This is a genomic window from Pseudomonas sp. YA1 (genome assembly GCF_058680555.1).
This window is the reverse complement of sequence record NZ_JBZWBG010000026.1, coordinates 1-22061: the sequence shown is the minus strand read 5'-3', so window position 1 is coordinate 22061 and position 22061 is coordinate 1. Positions and strand designations below refer to the sequence as shown.

The following is a 22061-nucleotide window of genomic DNA, read 5'->3' as shown; positions in this document are numbered from 1 at the left end:
CAAGCCGTATGAGCGATACCCAGCACCAGGTCAACGTCAGGGTCGACACCCGCTACCTTCCGGAACAGTCCGCCCCGGAGCAGAACCGTTTCGCCTTCGCCTACACGGTGACCATCGAGAACCAGGGCGAGGTTCCGGCCCAACTGCTGTCGCGCCACTGGATCATCACCGACGGCGACGGCCGTACCCAGGAAGTTCGCGGCGCCGGCGTGGTCGGCGAGCAACCGCTGATCGCCCCCGGCGCGCAACACACCTACACCAGCGGCACGGTGCTGGCGACCCGGGTCGGCAGCATGCGCGGCAGCTATCAGATGCTCGGCAGCGACGGAATCGCCTTCGACGCCGCGATCCCGGTGTTTCGTCTGGCCGTACCGGGAGCGCTGCACTGATGGCGGTCTACGCGGTAGGCGACCTGCAGGGTTGCCTGGATCCCCTGAAATGCCTGCTGGAGCGCGTCGCCTTCGACCCGGCCAAGGACCGCCTGTGGCTGGTCGGCGACCTGGTCAACCGCGGCCCGCAGTCCCTGGAGACGCTGCGCTTCCTCTATGCCATGCGCGAGTCGGTGGTCAGCGTCCTGGGCAACCACGACCTGCACCTGCTGGCGGTAGCGCACAAGTCCGAGCGCCTGAAGAAGTCCGACACGCTGCGGGAAATCCTCGAGGCGCCGGACCGCGAGCCACTGCTCGACTGGCTGCGTCGCCTGCCGCTGCTGCACTATGACGAACAACGCAAGGTCGCCCTGGTGCATGCCGGCATCCCCCCGCAGTGGAGCCTGGAAAAAGCCCGCCTGCGCGCAGCCGAGGTGGAGCAAGCATTGCGCGACGACCAGCGCCTGCCGCTGTTCCTCGACGGCATGTACGGCAACGAGCCGGCCAAGTGGGACAAGAAGCTGCATGGTATCGACCGCCTGAGGGTGATCACCAACTACTTCACCCGCATGCGTTTCTGCACCGAAGATGGCAAGCTCGACCTGAAGAGCAAGGAAGGCCTCGACACCGCGCCGCCCGGCTACGCCCCCTGGTTCAGCTTCCCTTCGCGCAAGACCCGCGGCGAGAAGATCATCTTCGGCCACTGGGCGGCCCTCGAAGGCCACTGCGACGAGCCCGGCCTGTTCGCCCTGGATACCGGCTGCGTCTGGGGCGCGCGGATGACCCTGTTGAACGTCGACAGCGGCGAACGCCTGAGCTGCGATTGCGCCGAACAGCGCGCGCCGGCCAGACCCGCCGCCACGCCCGCATGAATCTCCGGCGTCCGGTGGACGCCCTGTACACAGGTACCCCGACATGAGCGACACCTTCCAGCGCATCGCCCCCGAACAGGCCCGCCAGCTCCGCGAAAACGGCGCCGAGGTGGTCGACATCCGCGACCCGCAGAGCTTCGCTGTCGGCCATATCAGCGGCTCGCGGCACATCGACAACCACTCGGTGGCGGACTTCATCGCCGCCGCCGACCTCGACGCTCCGCTGGTGGTGGTCTGCTACCACGGCAACTCCAGCCAGAGCGCCGCCGCCTATTTCATCCAGCAGGGCTTCAGCGACGTCTACAGCCTCGACGGCGGCTTCGAGCTATGGCGCAGCGTCTATCCCGCGGATACCAGCAGCGGCGAAGCGGAGTAGGCCACGCCGCTACCCCGCCAAAAAAACTGTAACTTCTCTCGCCTTTCTTCCTTTACTCCGTCCAGAACGAACTATTCTTTTCCTCAGGCCATCCAAAACAGGGGAGAGCCGGCACACCGGCTTCCGGGCCATCGGCTGTGACCGTTAGGAGCGCTGGCGGAAAGGGAAGCACCGTGCAGCGACGGAGTCTGGGGGATTCTCGCCGGCCTGGCTGGCGGCCCCCCCGCACCCGCACGACCGATCCCGCGCCGGCTCACTGCATCGAGCGAGGAGACGTCATGAGCATTTTCAGTCACTTCCAGGAACGCTTCGAAGCGACCCGCCAAGAGGAATATTCCCTCCAGGAATATCTCGACCTCTGCAAGCAAGACAAGACAGCCTATGCCTCCGCCGCCGAGCGCCTGCTGATGGCGATCGGCGAGCCGGAGTTGCTGGACACCTCGGTGGACTCCAGGCTGTCGCGGATCTTCTCCAACAAGGTGATTCGCCGCTACCCGGCGTTCGCCGACTTCCACGGCATGGAGGAATGCATCGACCAGATCGTCGCGTTCTTCCGCCACGCGGCCCAGGGCCTGGAGGAGAAGAAGCAGATCCTTTACCTGCTCGGCCCGGTCGGCGGCGGTAAATCCTCCCTGGCGGAAAAACTCAAGCAACTCATGGAGAAGGTGCCCTTCTACGCGATCAAGGGCTCGCCGGTCTTCGAGTCGCCGCTGGGCTTGTTCAACCCCGACGAAGACGGCGCCATCCTCGAGGAGGACTACGGCATCCCGAGGCGCTACCTGCGCTCGATCATGTCGCCCTGGGCAACCAAGCGCCTCAACGAATTCGGCGGCGACATCAGCCAGTTCCGCGTGGTCAAGCTGTACCCCTCGATCCTCAACCAGATCGCCATCGCCAAGACCGAGCCCGGCGACGAGAACAACCAGGACATATCCGCGCTGGTCGGCAAGGTCGACATCCGCAAGCTGGAGGAATACCCGCAGAACGACGCGGACGCCTACAGCTATTCTGGCGCCCTCTGCCGGGCCAACCAGGGCCTGATGGAATTCGTCGAGATGTTCAAGGCCCCGATCAAGGTCCTGCACCCGCTGCTGACCGCGACCCAGGAAGGCAACTACAACAGCACCGAAGGCCTCGGCGCCCTGCCCTACAGCGGCATCATCCTGGCTCACTCCAACGAGTCGGAATGGCACAGCTTCCGCAACAACAAGAACAACGAGGCCTTCATCGACCGCATCTACATCGTCAAGGTGCCGTACTGCCTGCGCGTGGCGGACGAGATCAAGATCTACGACAAGTTGCTGGTCAACAGCTCGCTGGCGCATGCCCACTGCGCGCCGGACACCCTGAAGATGCTCTCGCAGTTCTCCGTGCTGTCGAGGCTGAAAGAGCCGGAAAACTCGAATATCTACTCGAAGATGCGGGTATATGACGGCGAAAACCTGAAAGATACCGATCCCAAGGCCAAGTCGATCCAGGAATACCGCGACTCGGCCGGGGTCGACGAAGGCATGGCCGGGCTTTCCACCCGCTTCGCCTTCAAGATCCTCTCCAAGGTATTCAACTTCGATCCGCACGAGGTAGCGGCCAACCCGGTGCACCTGCTCTACGTCCTCGAACAGCAGATCGAGCAGGAACAGTTCCAGCCGGAAACCCGCGAGCGCTACCTGCGCTTCATCAAGGAATACCTGGCGCCGCGCTACGTCGAGTTCATCGGCAAGGAAATCCAGACCGCCTACCTGGAGTCCTACAGCGAATACGGTCAGAACATCTTCGACCGCTATGTGCTGTACGCCGACTTCTGGATCCAGGACCAGGAATACCGCGACCCGGAAACCGGCGAGATCCTCAACCGCGCCGCTCTCAACGAGGAACTGGAGAAGATCGAGAAACCCGCCGGCATCAGCAACCCGAAGGACTTCCGCAACGAGATCGTCAACTTCGTGCTGCGCGCCCGCGCCGGCAACAACGGCAAGAACCCGAGTTGGCTGTCCTACGAGAAGCTGCGCGTGGTGATCGAGAAGAAGATGTTCTCCAACACCGAGGACCTGCTTCCGGTCATCAGCTTCAACGCCAAGGCCAGCAAGGAGGACCAGCAGAAGCACAACGACTTCGTCAAACGCATGGTCGAGCGCGGCTACACCGAGAAGCAGGTCCGCCTGCTGTCGGAATGGTACCTGCGGGTTCGCAAGTCGCAGTAGTCTGCCATCGGTACGGTCGCTGCGACCGTACCGGTCGCCGTCGCATTCGGACCTCGGCGCCTCCGCTCCGGCGGGGCGCCACAGGCCCTGAGGAGCATTCATGAGCTACGTCATCGACCGGCGTCTGAACGGCAAGAACAAGAGCACGGTGAACCGCCAGCGCTTCCTGAGGCGCTACCGTGAACACATCAAGAAGGCCGTCGAGGAGGCCGTCAGCCGGCGTTCCATCACCGACATGGAGCACGGCGAGCAGATCAGCATTCCCGGGCGCGATATCGACGAACCGGTGCTGCACCATGGCCGCGGCGGGCGGCAGACCGTCGTCCACCCCGGCAACAAGGAATTCACCGCCGGCGAGCACATCGCCCGCCCATCCGGCGGCGGGGGCGGCCGCGGCGGCGGCAAGGCCAGCAACAGCGGCGAAGGCATGGACGACTTCGTCTTCCAGATCACCCAGGAGGAATTCCTCGACTTCATGTTCGAGGACCTGGAGCTGCCCAACCTGGTCAAGCGCCACATCACCGGCACCGACACCTTCAAGACCGTCCGCGCCGGCATCAGCAACGACGGCAACCCGTCGCGCATCAACATCGTCCGCACCCTGCGCTCGGCCCATGCGCGGCGCATCGCGCTGTCCGGCGGCAGCCGGGCCAAGCTGCGCGCGGCGCTGAAGGAACTGGAGCGGATCAAGCGCGAAGAGCCGGACAACCTCGGCGATATCCAGGAACTCGAGCTGGAGATCGCCAAGCTCCGCGCGCGCATCGACCGGGTACCGTTCCTCGACACCTTCGATCTCAAGTACAACCTGCTGGTCAAGCAGCCCAACCCCACCTCCAAGGCGGTGATGTTCTGCCTGATGGACGTCTCCGGCTCGATGACCCAGGCGACCAAGGACATCGCCAAGCGCTTCTTCATCCTGCTCTACCTGTTCCTCAAGCGGAACTACGAGAAGATCGAAGTGGTGTTCATCCGCCACCACACCAGCGCCCGCGAGGTCGACGAGGAGGAGTTCTTCTACTCCCGCGAGACCGGCGGCACCATCGTCTCCAGCGCGCTGAAGATGATGCAGGAGATCATGGCCGAGCGTTATCCGACCCATGAGTGGAACATCTACGCCGCCCAGGCCTCGGACGGCGACAACTGGAACGACGACTCGCCGGTGTGCCGGGACATCCTCCTCAAGCAGATCATGCCGTTCGTCCAGTACTACACCTACGTCGAGATCACCCCGCGCGAACACCAGGCCCTGTGGTTCGAGTACGAGCGCGTGCGCGAAGCCTTCGAAGACAGCTTCGCCCAGCAGCAGATCGTCTCGGCATCGGACATCTACCCGGTGTTCCGCGAGCTGTTCCAGAGGAGGCTCGTCGCATGAGCAAGCGCCAGCCCATCGCCACCGGCTCGGAATGGACCTTCGAGCTGATCCAGCAGTACGACCGGGAAATCAGCAGGATCGCCGAGCGCTATGCGCTGGATACCTATCCGAACCAGATCGAGGTGATCACCGCCGAGCAGATGATGGACGCCTACGCCTCGGTGGGCATGCCGATCGGCTATAACCACTGGTCCTACGGCAAGCACTTCCTCAGCACGGAAAAGAACTACAAGCGTGGCCAGATGGGCCTGGCCTACGAGATCGTGATCAACTCCGACCCCTGCATCGCCTACCTGATGGAGGAAAACACCCAGTGCATGCAAGCGCTGGTGATCGCCCACGCCTGCTACGGGCACAACAGTTTCTTCAAGGGCAACTACCTGTTCCGCACCTGGACCGATGCCAGTTCGATCATCGATTACCTGGTGTTCGCCAAGCAGTACATCATGCAGTGCGAGGAGCGCTACGGGATCGACGCGGTGGAAGACCTCCTCGACTCCTGCCACGCCCTGATGAACTACGGTGTCGACCGCTACAAGCGGCCCTACCCGATTTCCGCGGAAGAGGAGCGGCAGCGGCAGAAGGAGCGCGAGGAACTGATCCAGCGCCAGGTCAACGACCTCTGGCGGACCATCCCGCGCGTCGGCGGCAAGGACAAGGAACAATCCATGGCGCGCTATCCGAGCGAGCCGCAGGAGAACATCCTCTACTTCATCGAGAAGAACGCGCCGCTGCTGGAGCCCTGGCAGCGCGAGGTGATCCGCATCGTGCGCAAGATCGCCCAGTATTTCTACCCGCAACGCCAGACCCAGGTGATGAACGAAGGCTGGGCGACCTTCTGGCACTACACGCTGCTCAACGACCTCTACGACGAAGGCCTGGTCAACGACGGCTTCATGATGGAGTTCCTGCAATACCACACCAGCGTGGTCTACCAGCCGTCCTTCGACAGCCCCTACTACAGCGGCATCAACCCCTACGCCCTGGGCTTCGCCATGTACCGCGACATCCGCCGCATCTGCGAGGAGCCTACCGATGAGGACCGCCGCTGGTTCCCGGATATCGCCGGCAGCGACTGGCTGGCCACGCTGAAGTTCGCCATGAAGAGCTTCAAGGACGAAAGCTTCATCCTCCAGTTCCTCTCGCCCAAGGTGATTCGCGACCTGAAGCTGTTCAGCATTCTCGACGACGACCAGAAGGACGACCTGCTGGTCGCGGCGATCCACGACGAAGCCGGCTACCGCACCATCCGCGAGACCCTGGCGGCGCAGTACAACCTCGGCAACCGCGAGCCGAACATCCAGATCTGGAACGTCGACCGTCGCGGCGACCGCTCGCTGACCCTGCGCCACCAGCAGTTCGACCGCCAGCCGCTGAGCGACTCCACCGCCGACGTGCTCAAGCACCTGCATCGCTTGTGGGGCTTCGATATCCACCTGGAGACCCTGCAGGGCGACCAGCTCGTGCAGACCCACCACATGCCGCCCAAGGGCGCCAGCGAGGGCGAGGAAGGCTACCCGCGCCTGGACCTGATCATCCCGCCCATTTGATCGGTTGACGTCCGCCCCGACCGCCAGCCAGCATGCCGGCACGGTCGGGGCCGCCCACAGCAGAACAAGAAGCCGGCCGTCCACGGGAGCCGCCATGCGCCTGTTCGCCATCGTCCTGCTCTGCCTCGTCCTGGCCACCTGCGCCAGCCACATCCCCAGCGCCCGGGTGACCCATCCGGCCAGCGCCGGATTGCCCGGCCTGCAAGGTTTCCAGTTGATGCCGCCGGAACAGGCGGTCGACGCCCTGCCCTACCGCAACCGCTATCCGCTGATAAACGCAGAGCTGCGCCAGGGACTGGCGGCCCACGGCTACCACGAGAGCGCCACCCCGCAATTCCGCGTCTACTACTGGCTGGCGCTGCGCGACGCACCGCTGGAGTTCCGCCCCGACCTTCCGCCCACCTCCGGCATGGGGCCTTACCTGGCGATCCACCGCCTGCGCGACGAAACCGGGACATTGCGCGTGCGCCTGGTCGACCTGGAGGAGCGCGTTCTCTGGGAAGGTATGGTAAGCACCGGCCTCAGCCCCGCCAGGGCCAATCCGGAACAGCTCGAACTGGCGGTCGGCGCCCTGCTCCGGCAGCTTCCACGCGCCCGCTAGGACACCCTGGGGTAGACTTCCGCCTATCACGCGGAGGATTCCCATGCAGATTTACAAGGTCGGCGGCGCCGTGCGCGATCGCCTTCTCGGCCGTCCGGTCACCGATATCGACTGGGTGGTGGTCGGTGCCAGCAGCGACGAGATGCTCGCCCGCGGCTACCGCCCGGTGGGCGCCGACTTCCCGGTCTTCCTTCATCCGCAGAGCGGCGAGGAATACGCCCTGGCGCGCACCGAGCGGAAGAGCGGGCGCGGCTACGGCGGCTTCACCTTCCATGCCAGCCCCGAGGTGACCCTGGAGGAAGACCTGACTCGCCGTGACCTGACCATCAACGCCATGGCCGAGGACGAACAGGGGCGGGTAATAGACCCCTACGGCGGCCAGGCCGACCTCGAGGCGCGCCTGCTGCGCCACGTTTCCCCGGCGTTCGCCGAGGATCCCCTGCGGGTCCTGCGCGTAGCGCGCTTCGCCGCCCGCTACGCCGGCCTGGGCTTCCGGGTCGCCGCCGAAACCCTCGCCCTGATGCGCCAACTGGCGGAGTCCGGCGAGTTGCAGGCGCTGACCCCGGAGCGCAGTTGGAAGGAAATTTCCCGCGCCCTGATGGAACCCAACCCCGAGGTCTTCATCCAGGTCCTGCACGACTGCGGCGCCCTGGCCGAACTGATCCCGGAAGTCGAGGCGCTGTTCGGCGTACCGCAGCCGGCGGCCCACCATCCGGAAATCGATACCGGCGTCCATGTCCTGTCGGTATTGCAGCAATGCGCCCGCCACCGGCAGCCGCTCAGCGTACGCTGGGCCTGCCTCCTGCACGACCTGGGCAAGGGACTCACCAGCGAAGCGGACTGGCCCCGCCATATCGCCCACGAGGCTCGCGGCGTGCCGTTGATCGATGCGGTGAACCAGCGCTTCAGAGTGCCGCGCGACTGCCAGGAACTGGCGCGCCTGGTGGGCGAGTACCACACCCACGCCCATCGGGCGCTGGAGCTGCGCCCGAATACACTGCTGGAGCTGTTGCAGAGCTTCGACGTGTATCGCCGCCCGCAGCGTTTCGAGGAGTTCGTCGCCGCCAGCGAGATGGACGCGCGCGGCCGCCTCGGCCTGGAACAGCGGGACTATCCGCAGGCCGCCTACCTGCTCGGCGCGGCGCAGGCAGCGCGGGCGGTCAGCGTGAAGCCGCTGGTGGAAAAGGGCTTGAAGGGCGCGGAACTGGGCGAGGCACTAAAGCGTGCGCGCCTCGCCGCGCTCAAGGCCTACAAGGAAGAACGCGGAAAGGCCTGAAGCAGCGCTTCGGGAGTCAACGCCTGGCCACGCCATTCGAATGGCGCCGGCCAGAGCTTCTGCTGGATCCTCGTCTCGCGCCAGAGATCGCCCAGCGGCTGGCGGGCGACCGGATGCTCCAGGTTCGGCGCCAGCTCGGACAAGGGCCAGAGCACGAAAGCGTTCTTCAGCACTTCGGCGCGCGGCAGCACCAGGCCATCGAAATCGCCCACCAGGTCGCCGTAGAACAGCACGTCGATATCCAGGGGCAGTCCCTTGCGCTCTGGCGCATAGCGGCCATTGTCGGCCTCGATGTGCTTGAGTCGCAGGCTCAGTTCGGCCAGCGGCAGATCGGTGCGGGCAGACACCACCAGGTTGAAGAACGGCCCGCTCTTGATACCCACCGGCTCGCTCTCGAATACCGGCGAACAACGCAGGTCATGAAGGAAAGCGGCCAGCGCATCGAGGCCGGCATGCAGATGGCGCTCACGCTCGACATTGCTGCCGAGGCCGAGGTAGACCGGGATCAGCGACATCCGCGTTCGATCTCCACGCCAACGCCACGGGCCGCCGGCACCGCGCCGGGCTTGGTCACGCGGATGCGCAGCCAGGGAATGCCGCGCTCGCCCATCAGTACCTCGGCGAGGCGCTCGGCGAAGGTTTCCACCAACTGGAAATGCGATTCCCGAGCGAATTCCTGCACCCGCTCGGACAACGCGGCATAGTCCAGCGCCAGGGCGAGATCGTCGCCCGCGGCGGCCGGACGGTTGTCCCAGCCCAGGGTCAGGTCCAGGCGCAGGCACTGACGGATGCCGCGCTCCCAGTCGTACACGCCGATGACGGTATCGACCTCCAAGCCTTCGATAAAAACTCTGTCCACTTCGCTACCCGCTCCAAGGGATGCCACGACAAGCGTGCGCCGCCCCGTTAGAATCGAGGACATCCTCGTCCTCGGTGGAATCCATGGTCTGGCTACTGGCGATCCTCGCCTACCTGCTCGGTTCCCTCTCCTTCGCCGTCCTGCTCAGCCGCTGGTTCGGCACCCAGGACCCGCGCGCCAGCGGTTCCGGCAACCCCGGCGCGACCAACATGCTGCGCGTCGCCGGGAAGAAACTCGCCATCCTGACCCTGCTCGGCGACGTCGGCAAAGGCCTGTTGCCGGTGCTGGTCGCCCGCTGGCTGGGGCTCGGCGTGATGGAGGAGGCCTGGGTCGGCATCGCCGCCGTGATCGGCCACCTGTACCCGCTGTACTTCAACTTCCGCGGCGGCAAGGGTGTCGCCACCGCCGCGGGCATGCTCCTCGGCCTCTATCCGCCGGCCGTACTGCTGGCCGCAGCGGCCTGGCTGCTGACCTTCAAGCTGTCGCGCACCAGCTCGCTCGCCTCGCTGGTGGCTACCCCGCTGACCCTGCCGTTGCTGGCCTGGCAGCAGCCCGGAGCGCTGCTGCCGATGACCGTGCTGACCGGCCTGATCGTCTGGCGGCACCGCGCCAACTTACGCGATCTGTTCGCCGGCCGCGAACGGCATTTCTAATCCATAAAAGGAAAAAACTTCATGCAGTCTGGCCCAGCTGCGTCATCGACACCTGCCTGGCTGCGACCTGGCGGCCACTCAGACCGCCGGCAGCGACTCCATCGGCCAGCGCGGCTGGACGCTGATCGCCGGGCCGTCATGCTGGCCGGCGAGCAGGCGCTGGCAGCCGGCGTAGGCGATCATCGCGCCATTGTCGGTGCAGAAGCGCGGGCGGGCGTAGAACACCTGCCCCTTCATTTCGCCGAGCATCTTTTCCAGGCCGCTGCGTAGCGCCTGGTTGGCGCTGACGCCGCCGGCGATCACCAGGTTCTTCAGGCCGGTCTGCTTCAAGGCGCGACGGCACTTGATCAGCAGGGTCTCGACCACCGCGGTCTGGAACGCCAGGGCGATGTCGCAGCGGGTCTGCTCGCTGTCGTCGCCGGCCTCGACGCAACGCTGCCAGGTGTTCAGGGTAAAGGTCTTGAGCCCGCTGAAGCTGAAGTCCAGGCCGGGGCGATCGGTCATCGGCCGCGGGAACACGAAGCGGCCAGAAGTGCCGCGCTCCGCCAGGCGGGCGATTTCCGGACCACCGGGATAGCCCAGGCCGATCAGCTTGGCGGTCTTGTCGAAGGCTTCGCCGGCGGCATCGTCCACCGATTCGCCAAGCAACTGGTAGCGGCCGATACCGTCCACCCGCACCAACTGGGTGTGACCGCCGGAAACCAGCAAGGCGACGAACGGGAACCGCGGCGGCTGCTCTTCCAGCATCGGCGCCAGCAGGTGCCCTTCCATGTGGTGCACGCCGACCGCCGGCACGCCCCAGGCGAAGGCCATCGCCTGGGCACAGGAAGCCCCCACCAGCAGGGCGCCGACCAGGCCGGGGCCGGCGGTATAGGCGATCGCGTCGATATCCGCCGGCGTGCAACCGGACTCGTCGAGCACCTGGCGGATCAGCGGCAGCATGCGCTTGACGTGGTCGCGCGAGGCCAGCTCGGGCACGACGCCGCCGTAGACGCGATGGAGGTCGATCTGACTGAACAGCGCGTCGGCCAGCAGGCCGCGTTCGCTGTCGTAAAGGGCGACGCCGGTTTCGTCGCAGGACGTTTCCAGTCCCAGCACGCGCATGGGCTTGAGCCTTAGAGCTTGGCAAATACGAAGCCGCGCATGATAATCGGCGGCTTTGCGCCAGACCAGTGTTTTTCGATCGGAGGCTTTGCATTCCTCCGGCCGAACCGTTAATATCCGCAACCCTTGAAAACCGACGTATCCGCGCCACCTTGCCGGAGTACGTTCAACCCCCGGTAATCAGTGAAGGTACGACCTGGATGCCAGCCGTCAAAGTAAAAGAGAACGAACCCTTCGACGTAGCCCTGCGTCGTTTCAAGCGCTCCTGCGAAAAAGCAGGTGTACTGGCTGAAGTTCGCAGCCGCGAGTTCTACGAGAAGCCCACTGCCGAGCGCAAGCGCAAGGCCGCTGCCGCAGTGAAGCGCCACGCGAAGAAAGTACAGCGCGAACAGCGCCGTCGCGAGCGCCTGTACTGATCCACTCGACGCCCACGCGTCAGTGATCGTGCCTCAGCCCGGCCCCGGCCGGGCTTTCGGCTTTCCGCCATGAGCGAAATCAAATCCCGCCTCCTCGACGCCGTCAAGGTCGCCATGCGCGCCCAGGACAAGCCGCGGCTGACCACGTTGCGCCTGGCCCTCGCGGACATCAAGCGCGTCGAAGTCGACGAACGCATCGAGGTGGATGACGCCCGAGCCCTGCTGATCCTCGACCGGATGATCAAGCAGCGCCGCGACGCCCAGCGCCAGTTCAGCGACGCCGGCCGCCAGGACCTCGCCGAGGTCGAGGCCGCCGAGATCCTCGTGCTCCAGGACTTCATGCCCAAGCCCCTGGACGACCACGAGATCGACGCCCTGATCGAACGCAGCATCGTCGACAGCGGCGCCCAGGGTCCGCAGGACATGGGCAAGGCGATGAGCCTGCTGCGACCGCAGGTCCAGGGTCGCGTCGACATGGCACAGGTCAGCCAGCGCCTGAAGGCGCGCCTCTCCTCCTGAAACACCGCGCCGGCCTGATCGGCCCGGCGATAATTGCTATGCTGCCGCTCTGCGCCCACGCGCCGTCGTTTTCGAGAACACCATGGCCGGCCTGATACCGCAAAGCTTCATCGATGACCTGCTGAACCGCACCGACATCGTCGAGGTGGTGAGTTCGCGCATCCAGCTGAAGAAAACCGGCAAGAACTACAGCGCCTGCTGCCCGTTCCACAAGGAAAAGACTCCCTCGTTCACCGTCAGCCCGGACAAGCAGTTCTACTACTGCTTCGGCTGCGGCGCCGGCGGCAACGCGCTCGGCTTCGTCATGGACCACGACCAGTTGGAGTTCCCCCAGGCGGTCGAGGAACTGGCCAAGCGTGCCGGCATGGACGTGCCGCGCGAGGAACGCGGCGGACGCGGGCACACGCCGCGCCAGCCGACCGACTCGCCGCTCTATCCGCTGCTCAGCGCCGCCGCCGAGTTCTACAAGCAGGCGCTGAAAAGCCACCCGGCGCGCAAGGCCGCGGTGAACTACCTGAAGGGCCGCGGCCTGACCGGCGAGATCGCCCGCGACTTCGGCCTCGGCTTCGCCCCGCCCGGCTGGGACAACCTGCTCAAGCACCTGGGTGGCGACAACCTGCAACTCAAGGCCATGCTCGACGCCGGCCTGCTGGTGGAGAACAGCGACACCGGCAAGCGCTACGACCGCTTCCGCGATCGCGTGATGTTCCCGATCCGCGACAGCCGCGGGCGGATCATCGCCTTCGGCGGCCGGGTGCTCGGCGACGACAAGCCGAAGTACCTGAACTCCCCGGAGACTCCGGTCTTCCACAAGGGCCAGGAACTCTACGGACTCTACGAGGCCCGGCAGAAGAATCGCGACCTCGACGAGATCATGGTGGTCGAGGGCTACATGGATGTCATCGCCCTGGCCCAGCAAGGCATCCGCAACGCGGTGGCGACCCTCGGCACGGCGACCAGCGAGGAACACATCAAGCGCCTGTTCCGCCTGGTACCGAGCATCCTGTTCTGTTTCGACGGCGACCAGGCCGGCCGCAAGGCGGCCTGGCGCGCCCTGGAGTCGGTGCTGCCGAACCTGCAGGACGGCAAGCGCGTGCGCTTCCTGTTCCTCCCCGAGGGCGAGGACCCGGACAGCCTGGTACGCGCCGAGGGCGAGGATGCCTTCCGCGCACGCATCACCCAGCAGGCCCAGCCGCTGGCGGAGTACTTCTTCCAGCAACTGATGCTGGAGGCCGACCCCGCCACCCTGGAAGGCAAGGCCCACCTGGCGACCCTCGCCGCGCCGCTGCTGGAGAAGATTCCCGGGAACAACCTGCGCCTGCTGATGCGGCAACGTCTGTCGGAAATCACCGGCCTGTCCGGCGAAAACATCGGACAACTGGCGCACCACAGCCCGCCGCCGTCGTCCATGGATCACGGAGCGAGCGGCACCTTGGACGGCGACGACTATTTCGCCGCCAGCGCCTACTACGAGAACGAGCCCTCCCATGCGCCGTTCGACGCTGCGCCAGGCTATGGCGAGGCGCAACCGCGCAAGAGCTGGAACAAGGACAAGAAGCCCTGGGACGGCAAGAAGTGGGATGGCAAGAAGAAGTGGGACAAAGGCGGCCGCGGCGACTTCAAGGCTCCGCAACGAACGCCGGTAAGCGTGGAGTCCACCACCCTCAACGCCCTGCGCACCTTGCTGCATCATCCGCAGTTGGCCTTGAAGGTCGACGATGCGGGCACCCTCGCCAGGGAGCAGGATACCTACGCCCAGTTGCTGGTGTCCCTGCTGGAAGCCCTGCAGAAGAACCCGCGGCAGAGCTCGATGCAACTCATCGCACGCTGGCACGGCACGCCCCAGGGCCGCCTGCTGCAGGCCCTGGGCGAGAAGGAGTGGCTGATCGTCCAGGAGAACCTTGAAAAGCAGTTCTTCGACACCATTACTAAACTCTCCGAGAGCCAGCGTTTCGGCGAGCGGGAGGAGCGTTTACGCAGCGTCATGCAGAAGAGCTACAGTGAACTGACCGATGAAGAGAAAGCCTTGCTCAGAGAGCACTACAGTGTTGCCGCTTCATCGCCTTCCCAGAGCTGAACTGGCGCCTCAGCCCAGGCATCAGGTATAATCCTCTGCTTATTTTTTGCCCGCCAAGACCTTCAGTGGATAGGGTGTTATGTCCGGAAAAGCGCAACAGCAATCTCGTCTGAAAGAGTTGATCGCCCGAGGCCGTGAGCAGGGATACCTGACTTACGCGGAGGTCAACGACCACCTGCCGGAGGATATTTCCGATCCGGAACAGGTGGAAGACATCATCCGCATGATCAACGACATGGGGATCAACGTATTCGAGACAGCCCCGGATGCGGATGCCCTGTTGCTGGCCGAGGCGGATACCGACGAAGCCGCAGCGGAAGAAGCCGCAGCGGCCCTGGCCGCGGTGGAAAGCGACATCGGTCGCACCACCGACCCGGTGCGCATGTACATGCGTGAAATGGGTACCGTGGAACTGCTGACCCGCGAAGGCGAGATCGAAATCGCCAAGCGCATCGAGGAAGGCATCCGCGAAGTGATGAGCGCCATCGCCCAGTTCCCGGGCACGGTGGACAGCATCCTGGCCGACTACAACCGCATCGTCGCCGAAGGCGGTCGCCTCTCCGACGTCCTCAGCGGCTATATCGATCCCGATGACGGCAGCCTGCCCGCCGAAGAGGTGGAGCCGGTCAACCTGAAGGACGATTCCGCCGACTCGAAAGAGAAGGACGACGAGGAAGAAGAAAGCGACGACAGCAGCGACAGCGACGATGAAGGCGACGGCGGTCCGGATCCGGAAGAAGCCCGCCTGCGTTTCACCGCGGTCTCCGAGCAGCTCGACAAGGCCAAGAAGGCCCTGAAGAAGCACGGTCGCGGCAGCAAGCAGGCCACCGCCGAACTCACCGGCCTGGCCGAGCTGTTCATGCCGATCAAGCTGGTGCCCAAGCAGTTCGACGCCCTGGTCGCCCGCGTGCGCTCCGCCCTGGAAGGCGTGCGCGCCCAGGAACGCGCCATCATGCAGCTCTGCGTGCGTGACGCGCGCATGCCGCGTGCCGACTTCCTGCGCCTGTTCCCGAACCACGAGACCGACGAGAAGTGGGTCGACAGCGTCCTGAAGAGCAAGCCGAAGTACGCCGAGGCCATCGAGCGCCTGCGCGACGACATCCTGCGCAACCAGCAGAAGCTGGCGGCCCTGGAAAGCGAGGTCGAGCTGACCGTCGCCGAGATCAAGGAAATCAACCGCGCGATGTCGATCGGCGAAGCCAAGGCTCGCCGGGCGAAGAAGGAAATGGTCGAGGCCAACCTGCGCCTGGTGATTTCCATCGCCAAGAAGTACACCAACCGCGGCCTGCAATTCCTCGACCTGATCCAGGAAGGTAACATCGGCCTGATGAAGGCGGTGGACAAGTTCGAATACCGTCGCGGCTACAAGTTCTCCACCTACGCCACCTGGTGGATTCGCCAGGCGATCACCCGTTCGATCGCCGACCAGGCACGTACCATCCGCATCCCGGTGCACATGATCGAGACGATCAACAAGCTCAACCGCATCTCCCGCCAGATGCTCCAGGAAATGGGTCGCGAGCCCACCCCGGAAGAGCTTGGCGAGCGCATGGACATGCCTGAGGACAAGATCCGCAAGGTACTGAAGATCGCCAAAGAGCCGATCTCCATGGAAACCCCGATCGGTGACGACGAAGATTCGCACCTGGGCGATTTCATCGAGGACTCCACCATGCAGTCGCCGATCGAGATGGCGACCAGCGAGAGCCTCAAGGAATCCACCCGCGAAGTCCTCGCCGGCCTCACTGCCCGGGAAGCCAAGGTGCTGCGCATGCGCTTCGGCATCGACATGAACACCGACCACACCCTCGAGGAAGTCGGCAAGCAGTTCGATGTGACCCGCGAGCGGATCCGCCAGATCGAAGCCAAGGCGTTGCGCAAGCTGCGCCATCCGTCGCGAAGCGAGCACCTGCGCTCCTTCCTCGACGAGTGACGAACGAACCCCCGGCCTGAAAAACCGGGGGTTTTTCTTTGCCGCTTGCCCCGCCGCCCGGCGTCTACACTTCCGCTTATATTCCCGTCCACCGCGAGACCGCCTCATGCAGCGTCTGCAGGCCGTGCTTCTCCTGTGTCTGGCCTGCTGCTGGCCGGGGCTGGCCGGCGCCCTCACGCTCACGCCCGAGGAACGGGCCTGGCTGGCCGAGCACCCGAGCATCCGCCTGGGCGTGGACACCTCCTGGCCGCCATTCGAGTACCGCGACGAACAGGGCCGCTACCAGGGACTCGCCGCCGGCTACGTCGGCCTGCTGCAGGAACGCCTGGGCGTCAGCCTGACGCCTGTCGAACCGAAGACCTGGACGCAGGTCCTGGAGCAGGCCAAGGACGGTCGGCTGGACCTGCTGCCCGGCATCATGGCTACCCCGGAGCGCCAGGAGTACCTGAGCTTCACCCGGCCCTACCTGGACTTCCCGATCATCATCCTGGCACGCAAGAACGGCCCGATGCCGAAACGCATCGACGAGCTCTACGGGCTCAAGGTAGCGGTGGTCGACCACTATGCTCCTCACGAACTGCTGATCGCCCAGCATCCCGACCTCACCCTGCTGCCGCTGCCTTCGGTAGCGGCAGCCCTGCAGGCGCTGGCCACCGGCCAGGCCGACGCCTTCGTCGGCGACTTCGCCTCCAGCGTATGGAACCTCCGCCAGCTCAAGCTCAACGGCCTGGAGATCAGCGGCGAGACGCCATACCGCTACCAACTGGCGATGGCCGTGCCGCGCGGACAACCGATCCTCGCCGGGATCATCGACAAGGTCCTCGCCGACCTCAGCGCCGAGGAGATCGAGCGACTCCAGGCCCCCTGGGTCGGCGGCCTGCTCGACCGACGTCCGGCCTGGCGCGAGATGGCGACCTACGGCCTTCCCATCGTCCTGCTGATCCTGGTCTCGGTCGCCATACTGCTGGCCATGAATCGCCGCCTGCGCCGCGAGGTGAGTCGCCGGCGGCAATTGGAGCGCGAACTGCGCGACAGCGAACAGCACTACCGGGGACTGGTGGAAAGCCTGAATGCCATCGCCTGGGAAATGCGCCTCGAGGAGAACCGCTTCACCTACGTCTCGCCCCACGCCGAACGCCTGCTCGGCTATCCCCTCGGCGAATGGCTGCAGCCGGGCTTCTGGCAGCGGACCCTGCACCCCATGGACGCCGAGTACGCCATCCACTACTGCATGAGCGAAAGCCAGGCCGGACGCGACCACAGCTTCGACTACCGGATGCTCGCCGCCGACGGCCGGGTAGTCTGGATTCGCGATCTGGTCACCCCGATCGCGCAAGGCCGGGACCTGCTCCTGCGCGGTCTGATGATCGACATCACCGAGGCCAAGCTCACCGAGCAGGCCATGCGCCTGTCCGAACAGAAGTTCGCTTCGGTGTTCCACCACTGCCCGGACATGGTGGTACTGGCCAACGGCGCCGACGGCCGCTTCCTCGCGGTGAACAGCACCTTCGAGCAGCAGATCGGCATCGCCGCCGACGACGCCATCGGCAAGACCGCCACCGAACTGGGCATCTGGGCACTCCCCGGCCTGGGCCCGCAGGTCCTGGAAAAGCTCGGCCACGGCAACCTGACCAACCTCGAGGTGCCCCTGCGGCGCCGCAATGGCAGTACCTTCAGCGCGCTGCTCAGCGCCCAGCACGTGGCCCTCGACCAGACCCCGGCGCTGGTGGTGGTGATCCGCGACATCACCCACCTGGTGGAGACCCAGGAACTGCTGCGGATCTCCGAGGAGAAGTTCGCCAACGCCTTCCATGCCTACCCCGACGGTCTGCTGATCAGCCGCCTCGAAGACGGCACGCTGATCGACGTGAACGAAGGCTTCACCCGCCTCACCGGCTACCGCCGCGACGAGGTCATCTCCCGCTCCACGCTCGAACTCGGCCTGTGGGTCGACACCGAGGACCGCAAGCGCCTGATCTCGCTAGTACGCCACCACACCCTAACCCAGGGCTTCACCGCCCCTGTACGGGACCGCAACGGTGGCATCCGCCAGTGCGAGATGTCCGCCCACCGGATCAGCATCGATGGCGAGGACTGCGTGCTGACCATCGCCCGCGATATCACCGAGCGCCAGCTCATGCAGGAGAAGCTGCAGCAGGCCGCCACCGTCTTCGAAAGCACCGCCGAAGGCGTGATGATCACCGATACCCGCCAACGCATCACCGCGGTCAACCGCGCCTTCAGCGAGATCACCGGCTACAGCGAGCAAGAGGCGCTGGGACGCTCGCCCAGCCTGCTCTCCTCCGGACAACACGACTCCAGCTTCTACCTCGCCATGTGGAACCAGCTGGAGCGCGACGGGCACTGGCAGGGCGAGATCTGGAACCGACGCAAGACCGGCGAGCTGTACCCCGAATGGCTGACCATCAGCGCGGTACACAATCCGCAGGGCGAGATCACCCACTTCGTCGGCGTCTTCGCCGATATCTCCACCCTCAAGTACGCCCAGGCCCGGCTCGACTACCAGGCCCACCACGATCCGCTCACCGGCCTGCCCAATCGCCTGCTGTTCGAGAGCCGGCTCAATCACGCCCTCGACGAGGCCCGCGAAGAGAGTCGTCCCGGCGCCGTGCTGTTCATCGACCTGGACCGCTTCAAGCACATCAACGACAGCCTCGGCCATCCCATCGGCGACCTGCTGCTCAAGGCCATCGCCGAACGCCTGCGCGACCAGTTGCGCGACGTCGATACCGTGGCCCGCCTGGGGGGCGACGAATTCATCATCCTGCTCCCAGGCCTGCACCAGGAAAGCGACGCCGAGCACGTCGCGCGCAAGCTGCTGAATGCCTTCACCGCGCCGTTCCAGGCCGACGGTCATGAATTCTTCGTCAGCGCCAGCGTCGGCATCGCCCTGTTCCCCAAGGACGGCGACGACGCCCCGACCCTGGTGAAGAACGCCGACGCCGCCATGTACCGCGCCAAGTCGCGGGGCCGCAGCCGCATCGAGTACTACACCCGCGAACTGACCTACCTGGCCACCGAGCGCATGGCGCTGGAAACCGAACTGCGCCGCGCCCTCGAGCGCGACGAGTTGCAGCTCTACTACCAACCCAAGCTGAGCCTGGAGAGCGGCTTGCTGGTCGGCGCCGAGGCACTGGTGCGCTGGTACCATCCGCTGTTCGGGGAAATTTCCCCGGAGCGCTTCATCCCCCTCGCCGAGGATTGCGGCCTGATCCTGCCCCTCGGCGACTGGGTGCTGGAACACGCCTGCCAGCAGATGGGCGAATGGCAAAAGCTGCACGCACCGTTCGGCCCGCTGTCGGTCAACCTCGCCGGCGCCCAGCTCGGCCAGCCGCAACTGATCGAACGCCTCGAGCAACTGCTGGAGCAGTCCGGCCTGGAACCGTCGCGGCTGCAACTGGAAATCACCGAGAGCTTCATCATGAACCAGACCGAGGAGGCCCTCGCCGTCCTCCACGGCCTCAAGCGCCTCGGCGTACAGCTGGCGATCGACGACTTCGGCACCGGCTACTCCTCGCTCAGCTACCTCAAGCGCCTGCCGCTGGACATCCTGAAGATCGACAAGTCGTTCATCCGCGGCCTTCCCGACGATCCCCACGATGCCGCCATCACCCGCGCCATCATCGCCCTCGGCCGCAGCATGCAGCTCACGGTGATCGCCGAAGGCGTGGAAACCGAAGGCCAGCAGAGCTTCCTCACCCACGAAGGCTGCGAGCAGATCCAGGGCTTCGTCCTCAGCCCGCCGCTGCCCGCCGAGCTGTTCGCCAGCAAATTCCTCAAACCGCGCCAGCCGATTGGCGCTCCCCGAGAAGCGCCGGTATAATCCGCCGACCTTCTGGGGGCCTATAGCTCAGTCGGTTAGAGCAGAGGACTCATAATCCTTTGGTCCACGGTTCGAGTCCGTGTGGGCCCACCATATAAAACAACGACTTAAGCCAACCATCTCGGTTGGCTTTTTCGTTTACGGCCATTTAGTCCCCGATTTAGTCCCCACTTCGTATTTCTCCCATCTCCCTCGTGCGGCCGATCCGCCACCAGCGGCACCGCTAGTCGAACCGATCGGCATCTTATAGATTGCAGGACATAGCAGAGCCACGAAGGGAATCTCATGTCTGTCGCTTTTGATGTTCAGAGCAACGTAGGCTCACTTTGGCATCGCTGGGATCCGCACATCCATACGCCCGGAACGGCCCTGAATGACCAGTATTCCGGGCCCGATCCGTGGGAAAAATTCCTTAGCGCCATTGAGTCGTCGAACCCGCCGATTCGTGCCCTGGGCATCACCGACTACTTCGGCATCGAGCGCTATGAGCAGGTCGTTGATCTTAAGAACCAGGGACGTCTACCGGGCGTAGGCCTGATCTTCCCTAACGTCGAGCTGCGGCTCGGCATCGAGACGGCCAAGGCATCCGCGGTAAATATCCACCTGCTGTTCTCACCGCAGGATCAGGATCACGTTGAGCGCATTAAGCGCTTCCTGCTCGAGTTCGAGTTCTCCTACCTGGGAGAACCCTATCGGTGCCATCGCGACGATCTCATCCGCCTAGGCCGCGCTCACAAGCCAGATCTGACGGACGACGATGCTGCAAGATCTGTAGGGGCCAACCAGTTCAAAGTCAATTTCGATCAGCTCAAGCACAGCTGGTCGAAGAACGAGTGGGTTCGGAAAAACGCCCTTATCGCTGTCGCTGGCGGCGAAAAAGACGGCTCTTCCGGTCTCCGCGATGCGACAGGCTCATTTGCCGCACAACGTAAAAACATCGAAGGGCTGGCACACATTGTTTTCAGCTCCAACGCCAAACAGATCCGGTTTTGGCTGGGCGAAGAGTCAGCCTCGATTGAGGAGCTTGAGGCTCAGTACAACGGCTGCAAGCCGTGCTTGCACGGGTCTGATGCGCACACTGTAGACAAGGTTGGCCAACCCGATGGTGATCGCCGTTGTTGGATCAAGGGTGATCTGACTTTCGATTCACTTCGCCAGACCTGCATCGAACCTGCAGAGCGAGTCTATATCGGTGCTGAGCCGCCTCGTGGCGCCCTGGACAGCCATGTGATCGAGTCAGTATCTGTCACAAACGCGCCCTGGATCGTGAACGGCGACGTCGCATTGAATGCTGGCCTTGTTGCAGTCATAGGTGCTCGCGGATCTGGCAAGACTGCGTTGGCCGATTTGATTGCAGCCGGAGGCCTAGCGCTTTCCCCCCATTTGAACGATCGATCCTTTATCCAGCGGGCAAAACAGCACTTAGGCGACAGTGAAGCTGAACTGCTCTGGGCATCTGGAGAAACGACCAAGAATCAACTTGCCCATTGCGACATGGATGAGTATTTGGCTACCTCTTATGTTCAGTACCTGTCGCAACAGTTTGTCGATCAACTCTGCTCCGCTGAGGGCCTCGACGACGCTCTGGTCGCGGAAATAGAGCGTGTAATCTTCAATGCGCACCCCCTAACTGAGCGCCAGGGTGCTGACTCGTTTGCGGAGCTTCTGGAGATCCGCCTCGAAACCTCACGCCAGATGCGTGAGCGCCAACAGCAAGCACTGGCCAGGGTGTCCGCCGAGCTGACCGAAGAGCGCGTTAGGAAGGACGGGCTCAAGGCCCTAGAGAAGGATCGTGACGAGAAGAAGCGGGCTATTGATAAGGACAAAACCGACCGCGAAGCGTTAATCCCCAAGGGCGATGAAGAGCGCGCCCGACGCCATGAGCAAGTCTCCCTTGCCGTTGATGCCAAACGACAGCAAGTGAGGGTGTGCAGAATTTTGTGTAACCGGGGTTAGGGTTACTGCTGCGGCAGGCGGTCTTCGTAGCTGATCGTAAAGCGAGTCAGCGCCGCCTTCCAGTCACGGATCGGCATCGTCCAT

At 64.5% G+C, this 22061-nt stretch carries 18 protein-coding genes and 1 tRNA gene; 16 read left to right on the top strand and 3 right to left on the bottom strand.

From position 1 onward, the window contains the following. The first annotated feature begins 8 nt into the window (after window positions 1–8). The 8 genes from apaG to AC4OR5_RS28075 all read left to right on the top strand — a co-directional run bounded on the left by apaG (window position 9) and on the right by AC4OR5_RS28075 (window position 8616). Window positions 9–389, top strand: coding sequence for a Co2+/Mg2+ efflux protein ApaG (gene apaG / locus AC4OR5_RS28110; protein ID WP_003085085.1), 381 nt, complete (start codon window positions 9–11; stop codon window positions 387–389). Beyond that, window positions 389–1240 carry a symmetrical bis(5'-nucleosyl)-tetraphosphatase gene (locus tag AC4OR5_RS28105; protein WP_003113213.1) on the top strand — a complete coding sequence of 284 codons (852 nt, stop codon included), beginning with the start codon at window positions 389–391 and terminating at the stop codon, window positions 1238–1240. Before apaG ends, AC4OR5_RS28105 begins: the two co-directional genes overlap by 1 nt. Before the next feature lie 43 nt (window positions 1241–1283). After that, the gene (gene glpE / locus AC4OR5_RS28100) at window positions 1284–1616 is read left to right on the top strand and encodes a thiosulfate sulfurtransferase GlpE (RefSeq protein WP_023083949.1); all 333 of its coding nucleotides are present in this window, start codon (window positions 1284–1286) and stop codon (window positions 1614–1616) included. A 278-nt stretch (window positions 1617–1894) separates the two neighbouring features. Further along, window positions 1895–3817 (top strand): PrkA family serine protein kinase, encoded by a 1923-nt coding sequence (locus AC4OR5_RS28095; protein WP_003085078.1) that lies wholly within the window; start codon window positions 1895–1897, stop codon window positions 3815–3817. 100 nt (window positions 3818–3917) lie between these two features. Then, a complete protein-coding gene (locus tag AC4OR5_RS28090) occupies window positions 3918–5189 on the top strand; it encodes a YeaH/YhbH family protein (RefSeq protein WP_003099579.1) in 1272 nt (423 codons plus the stop codon). Next, a complete protein-coding gene (locus tag AC4OR5_RS28085; protein WP_003099581.1) occupies window positions 5186–6739 on the top strand; it encodes a SpoVR family protein in 1554 nt (517 codons plus the stop codon). Before AC4OR5_RS28090 ends, AC4OR5_RS28085 begins: the two co-directional genes overlap by 4 nt. A gap of 94 nt (window positions 6740–6833) precedes the next feature. Continuing rightward, entirely contained in the window at window positions 6834–7340 is a 507-nt protein-coding gene (locus AC4OR5_RS28080; RefSeq protein WP_003085071.1) for a DUF4136 domain-containing protein, read from the top strand. 43 nt (window positions 7341–7383) lie between these two features. Next, complete coding sequence (locus AC4OR5_RS28075; RefSeq protein WP_003099584.1) at window positions 7384–8616, top strand: multifunctional CCA addition/repair protein; 1233 nt, start codon at window positions 7384–7386, stop codon at window positions 8614–8616. Here the strand turns inward: AC4OR5_RS28075 and folK are convergent. After that, window positions 8589–9131 carry a 2-amino-4-hydroxy-6-hydroxymethyldihydropteridine diphosphokinase gene (gene folK / locus AC4OR5_RS28070; RefSeq protein ID WP_003099585.1) on the bottom strand — a complete coding sequence of 181 codons (543 nt, stop codon included), beginning with the start codon at window positions 9129–9131 and terminating at the stop codon, window positions 8589–8591. The genes AC4OR5_RS28075 and folK overlap by 28 nt on opposite strands. Next, window positions 9122–9475, bottom strand: a complete 354-nt coding sequence (folB, locus tag AC4OR5_RS28065; protein ID WP_003099587.1) for a dihydroneopterin aldolase — start codon at window positions 9473–9475, stop codon at window positions 9122–9124. The genes folK and folB overlap by 10 nt, the downstream gene beginning before the upstream one ends. A gap of 83 nt (window positions 9476–9558) precedes the next feature. On the opposite strand from folB, the gene plsY reads away from it, so the two are divergent. After that, the gene (gene plsY, locus AC4OR5_RS28060; protein WP_003085061.1) at window positions 9559–10128 is read left to right on the top strand and encodes a glycerol-3-phosphate 1-O-acyltransferase PlsY; all 570 of its coding nucleotides are present in this window, start codon (window positions 9559–9561) and stop codon (window positions 10126–10128) included. 78 nt (window positions 10129–10206) lie between these two features. On the opposite strand, the gene tsaD is transcribed toward plsY, so the two are convergent. Further along, on the bottom strand, window positions 10207–11232 hold the full coding sequence (gene tsaD / locus AC4OR5_RS28055; RefSeq protein ID WP_058160814.1) for a tRNA (adenosine(37)-N6)-threonylcarbamoyltransferase complex transferase subunit TsaD: 1026 nt from the start codon (window positions 11230–11232) through the stop codon (window positions 10207–10209). A gap of 200 nt (window positions 11233–11432) precedes the next feature. Between tsaD and rpsU the strand changes: the two genes are divergently transcribed. The 7 genes from rpsU (at window position 11433) to AC4OR5_RS28020 (ending at window position 21977) form a co-directional block, all read left to right on the top strand. Then, on the top strand, window positions 11433–11648 hold the full coding sequence (gene rpsU / locus AC4OR5_RS28050; protein WP_003085057.1) for a 30S ribosomal protein S21: 216 nt from the start codon (window positions 11433–11435) through the stop codon (window positions 11646–11648). A 69-nt stretch (window positions 11649–11717) separates the two neighbouring features. Further along, a complete protein-coding gene (locus AC4OR5_RS28045; protein ID WP_034026544.1) occupies window positions 11718–12167 on the top strand; it encodes a GatB/YqeY domain-containing protein in 450 nt (149 codons plus the stop codon). Window positions 12168–12249: 82 nt separating this feature from the next. After that, a complete protein-coding gene (gene dnaG, locus AC4OR5_RS28040; RefSeq protein WP_003085039.1) occupies window positions 12250–14244 on the top strand; it encodes a DNA primase in 1995 nt (664 codons plus the stop codon). A 79-nt stretch (window positions 14245–14323) separates the two neighbouring features. Next, window positions 14324–16177, top strand: coding sequence for an RNA polymerase sigma factor RpoD (gene rpoD, locus AC4OR5_RS28035; protein WP_003085035.1), 1854 nt, complete (start codon window positions 14324–14326; stop codon window positions 16175–16177). A 106-nt stretch (window positions 16178–16283) separates the two neighbouring features. After that, complete coding sequence (locus tag AC4OR5_RS28030; protein ID WP_058160813.1) at window positions 16284–20021, top strand: EAL domain-containing protein; 3738 nt, start codon at window positions 16284–16286, stop codon at window positions 20019–20021. A 16-nt stretch (window positions 20022–20037) separates the two neighbouring features. Beyond that, window positions 20038–20114, top strand: a tRNA-Ile gene (locus AC4OR5_RS28025). A gap of 192 nt (window positions 20115–20306) precedes the next feature. After that, the gene (locus AC4OR5_RS28020; RefSeq protein ID WP_491952857.1) at window positions 20307–21977 is read left to right on the top strand and encodes a coiled-coil domain-containing protein; all 1671 of its coding nucleotides are present in this window, start codon (window positions 20307–20309) and stop codon (window positions 21975–21977) included. The last annotated feature ends 84 nt before the right edge of the window (window positions 21978–22061 follow it).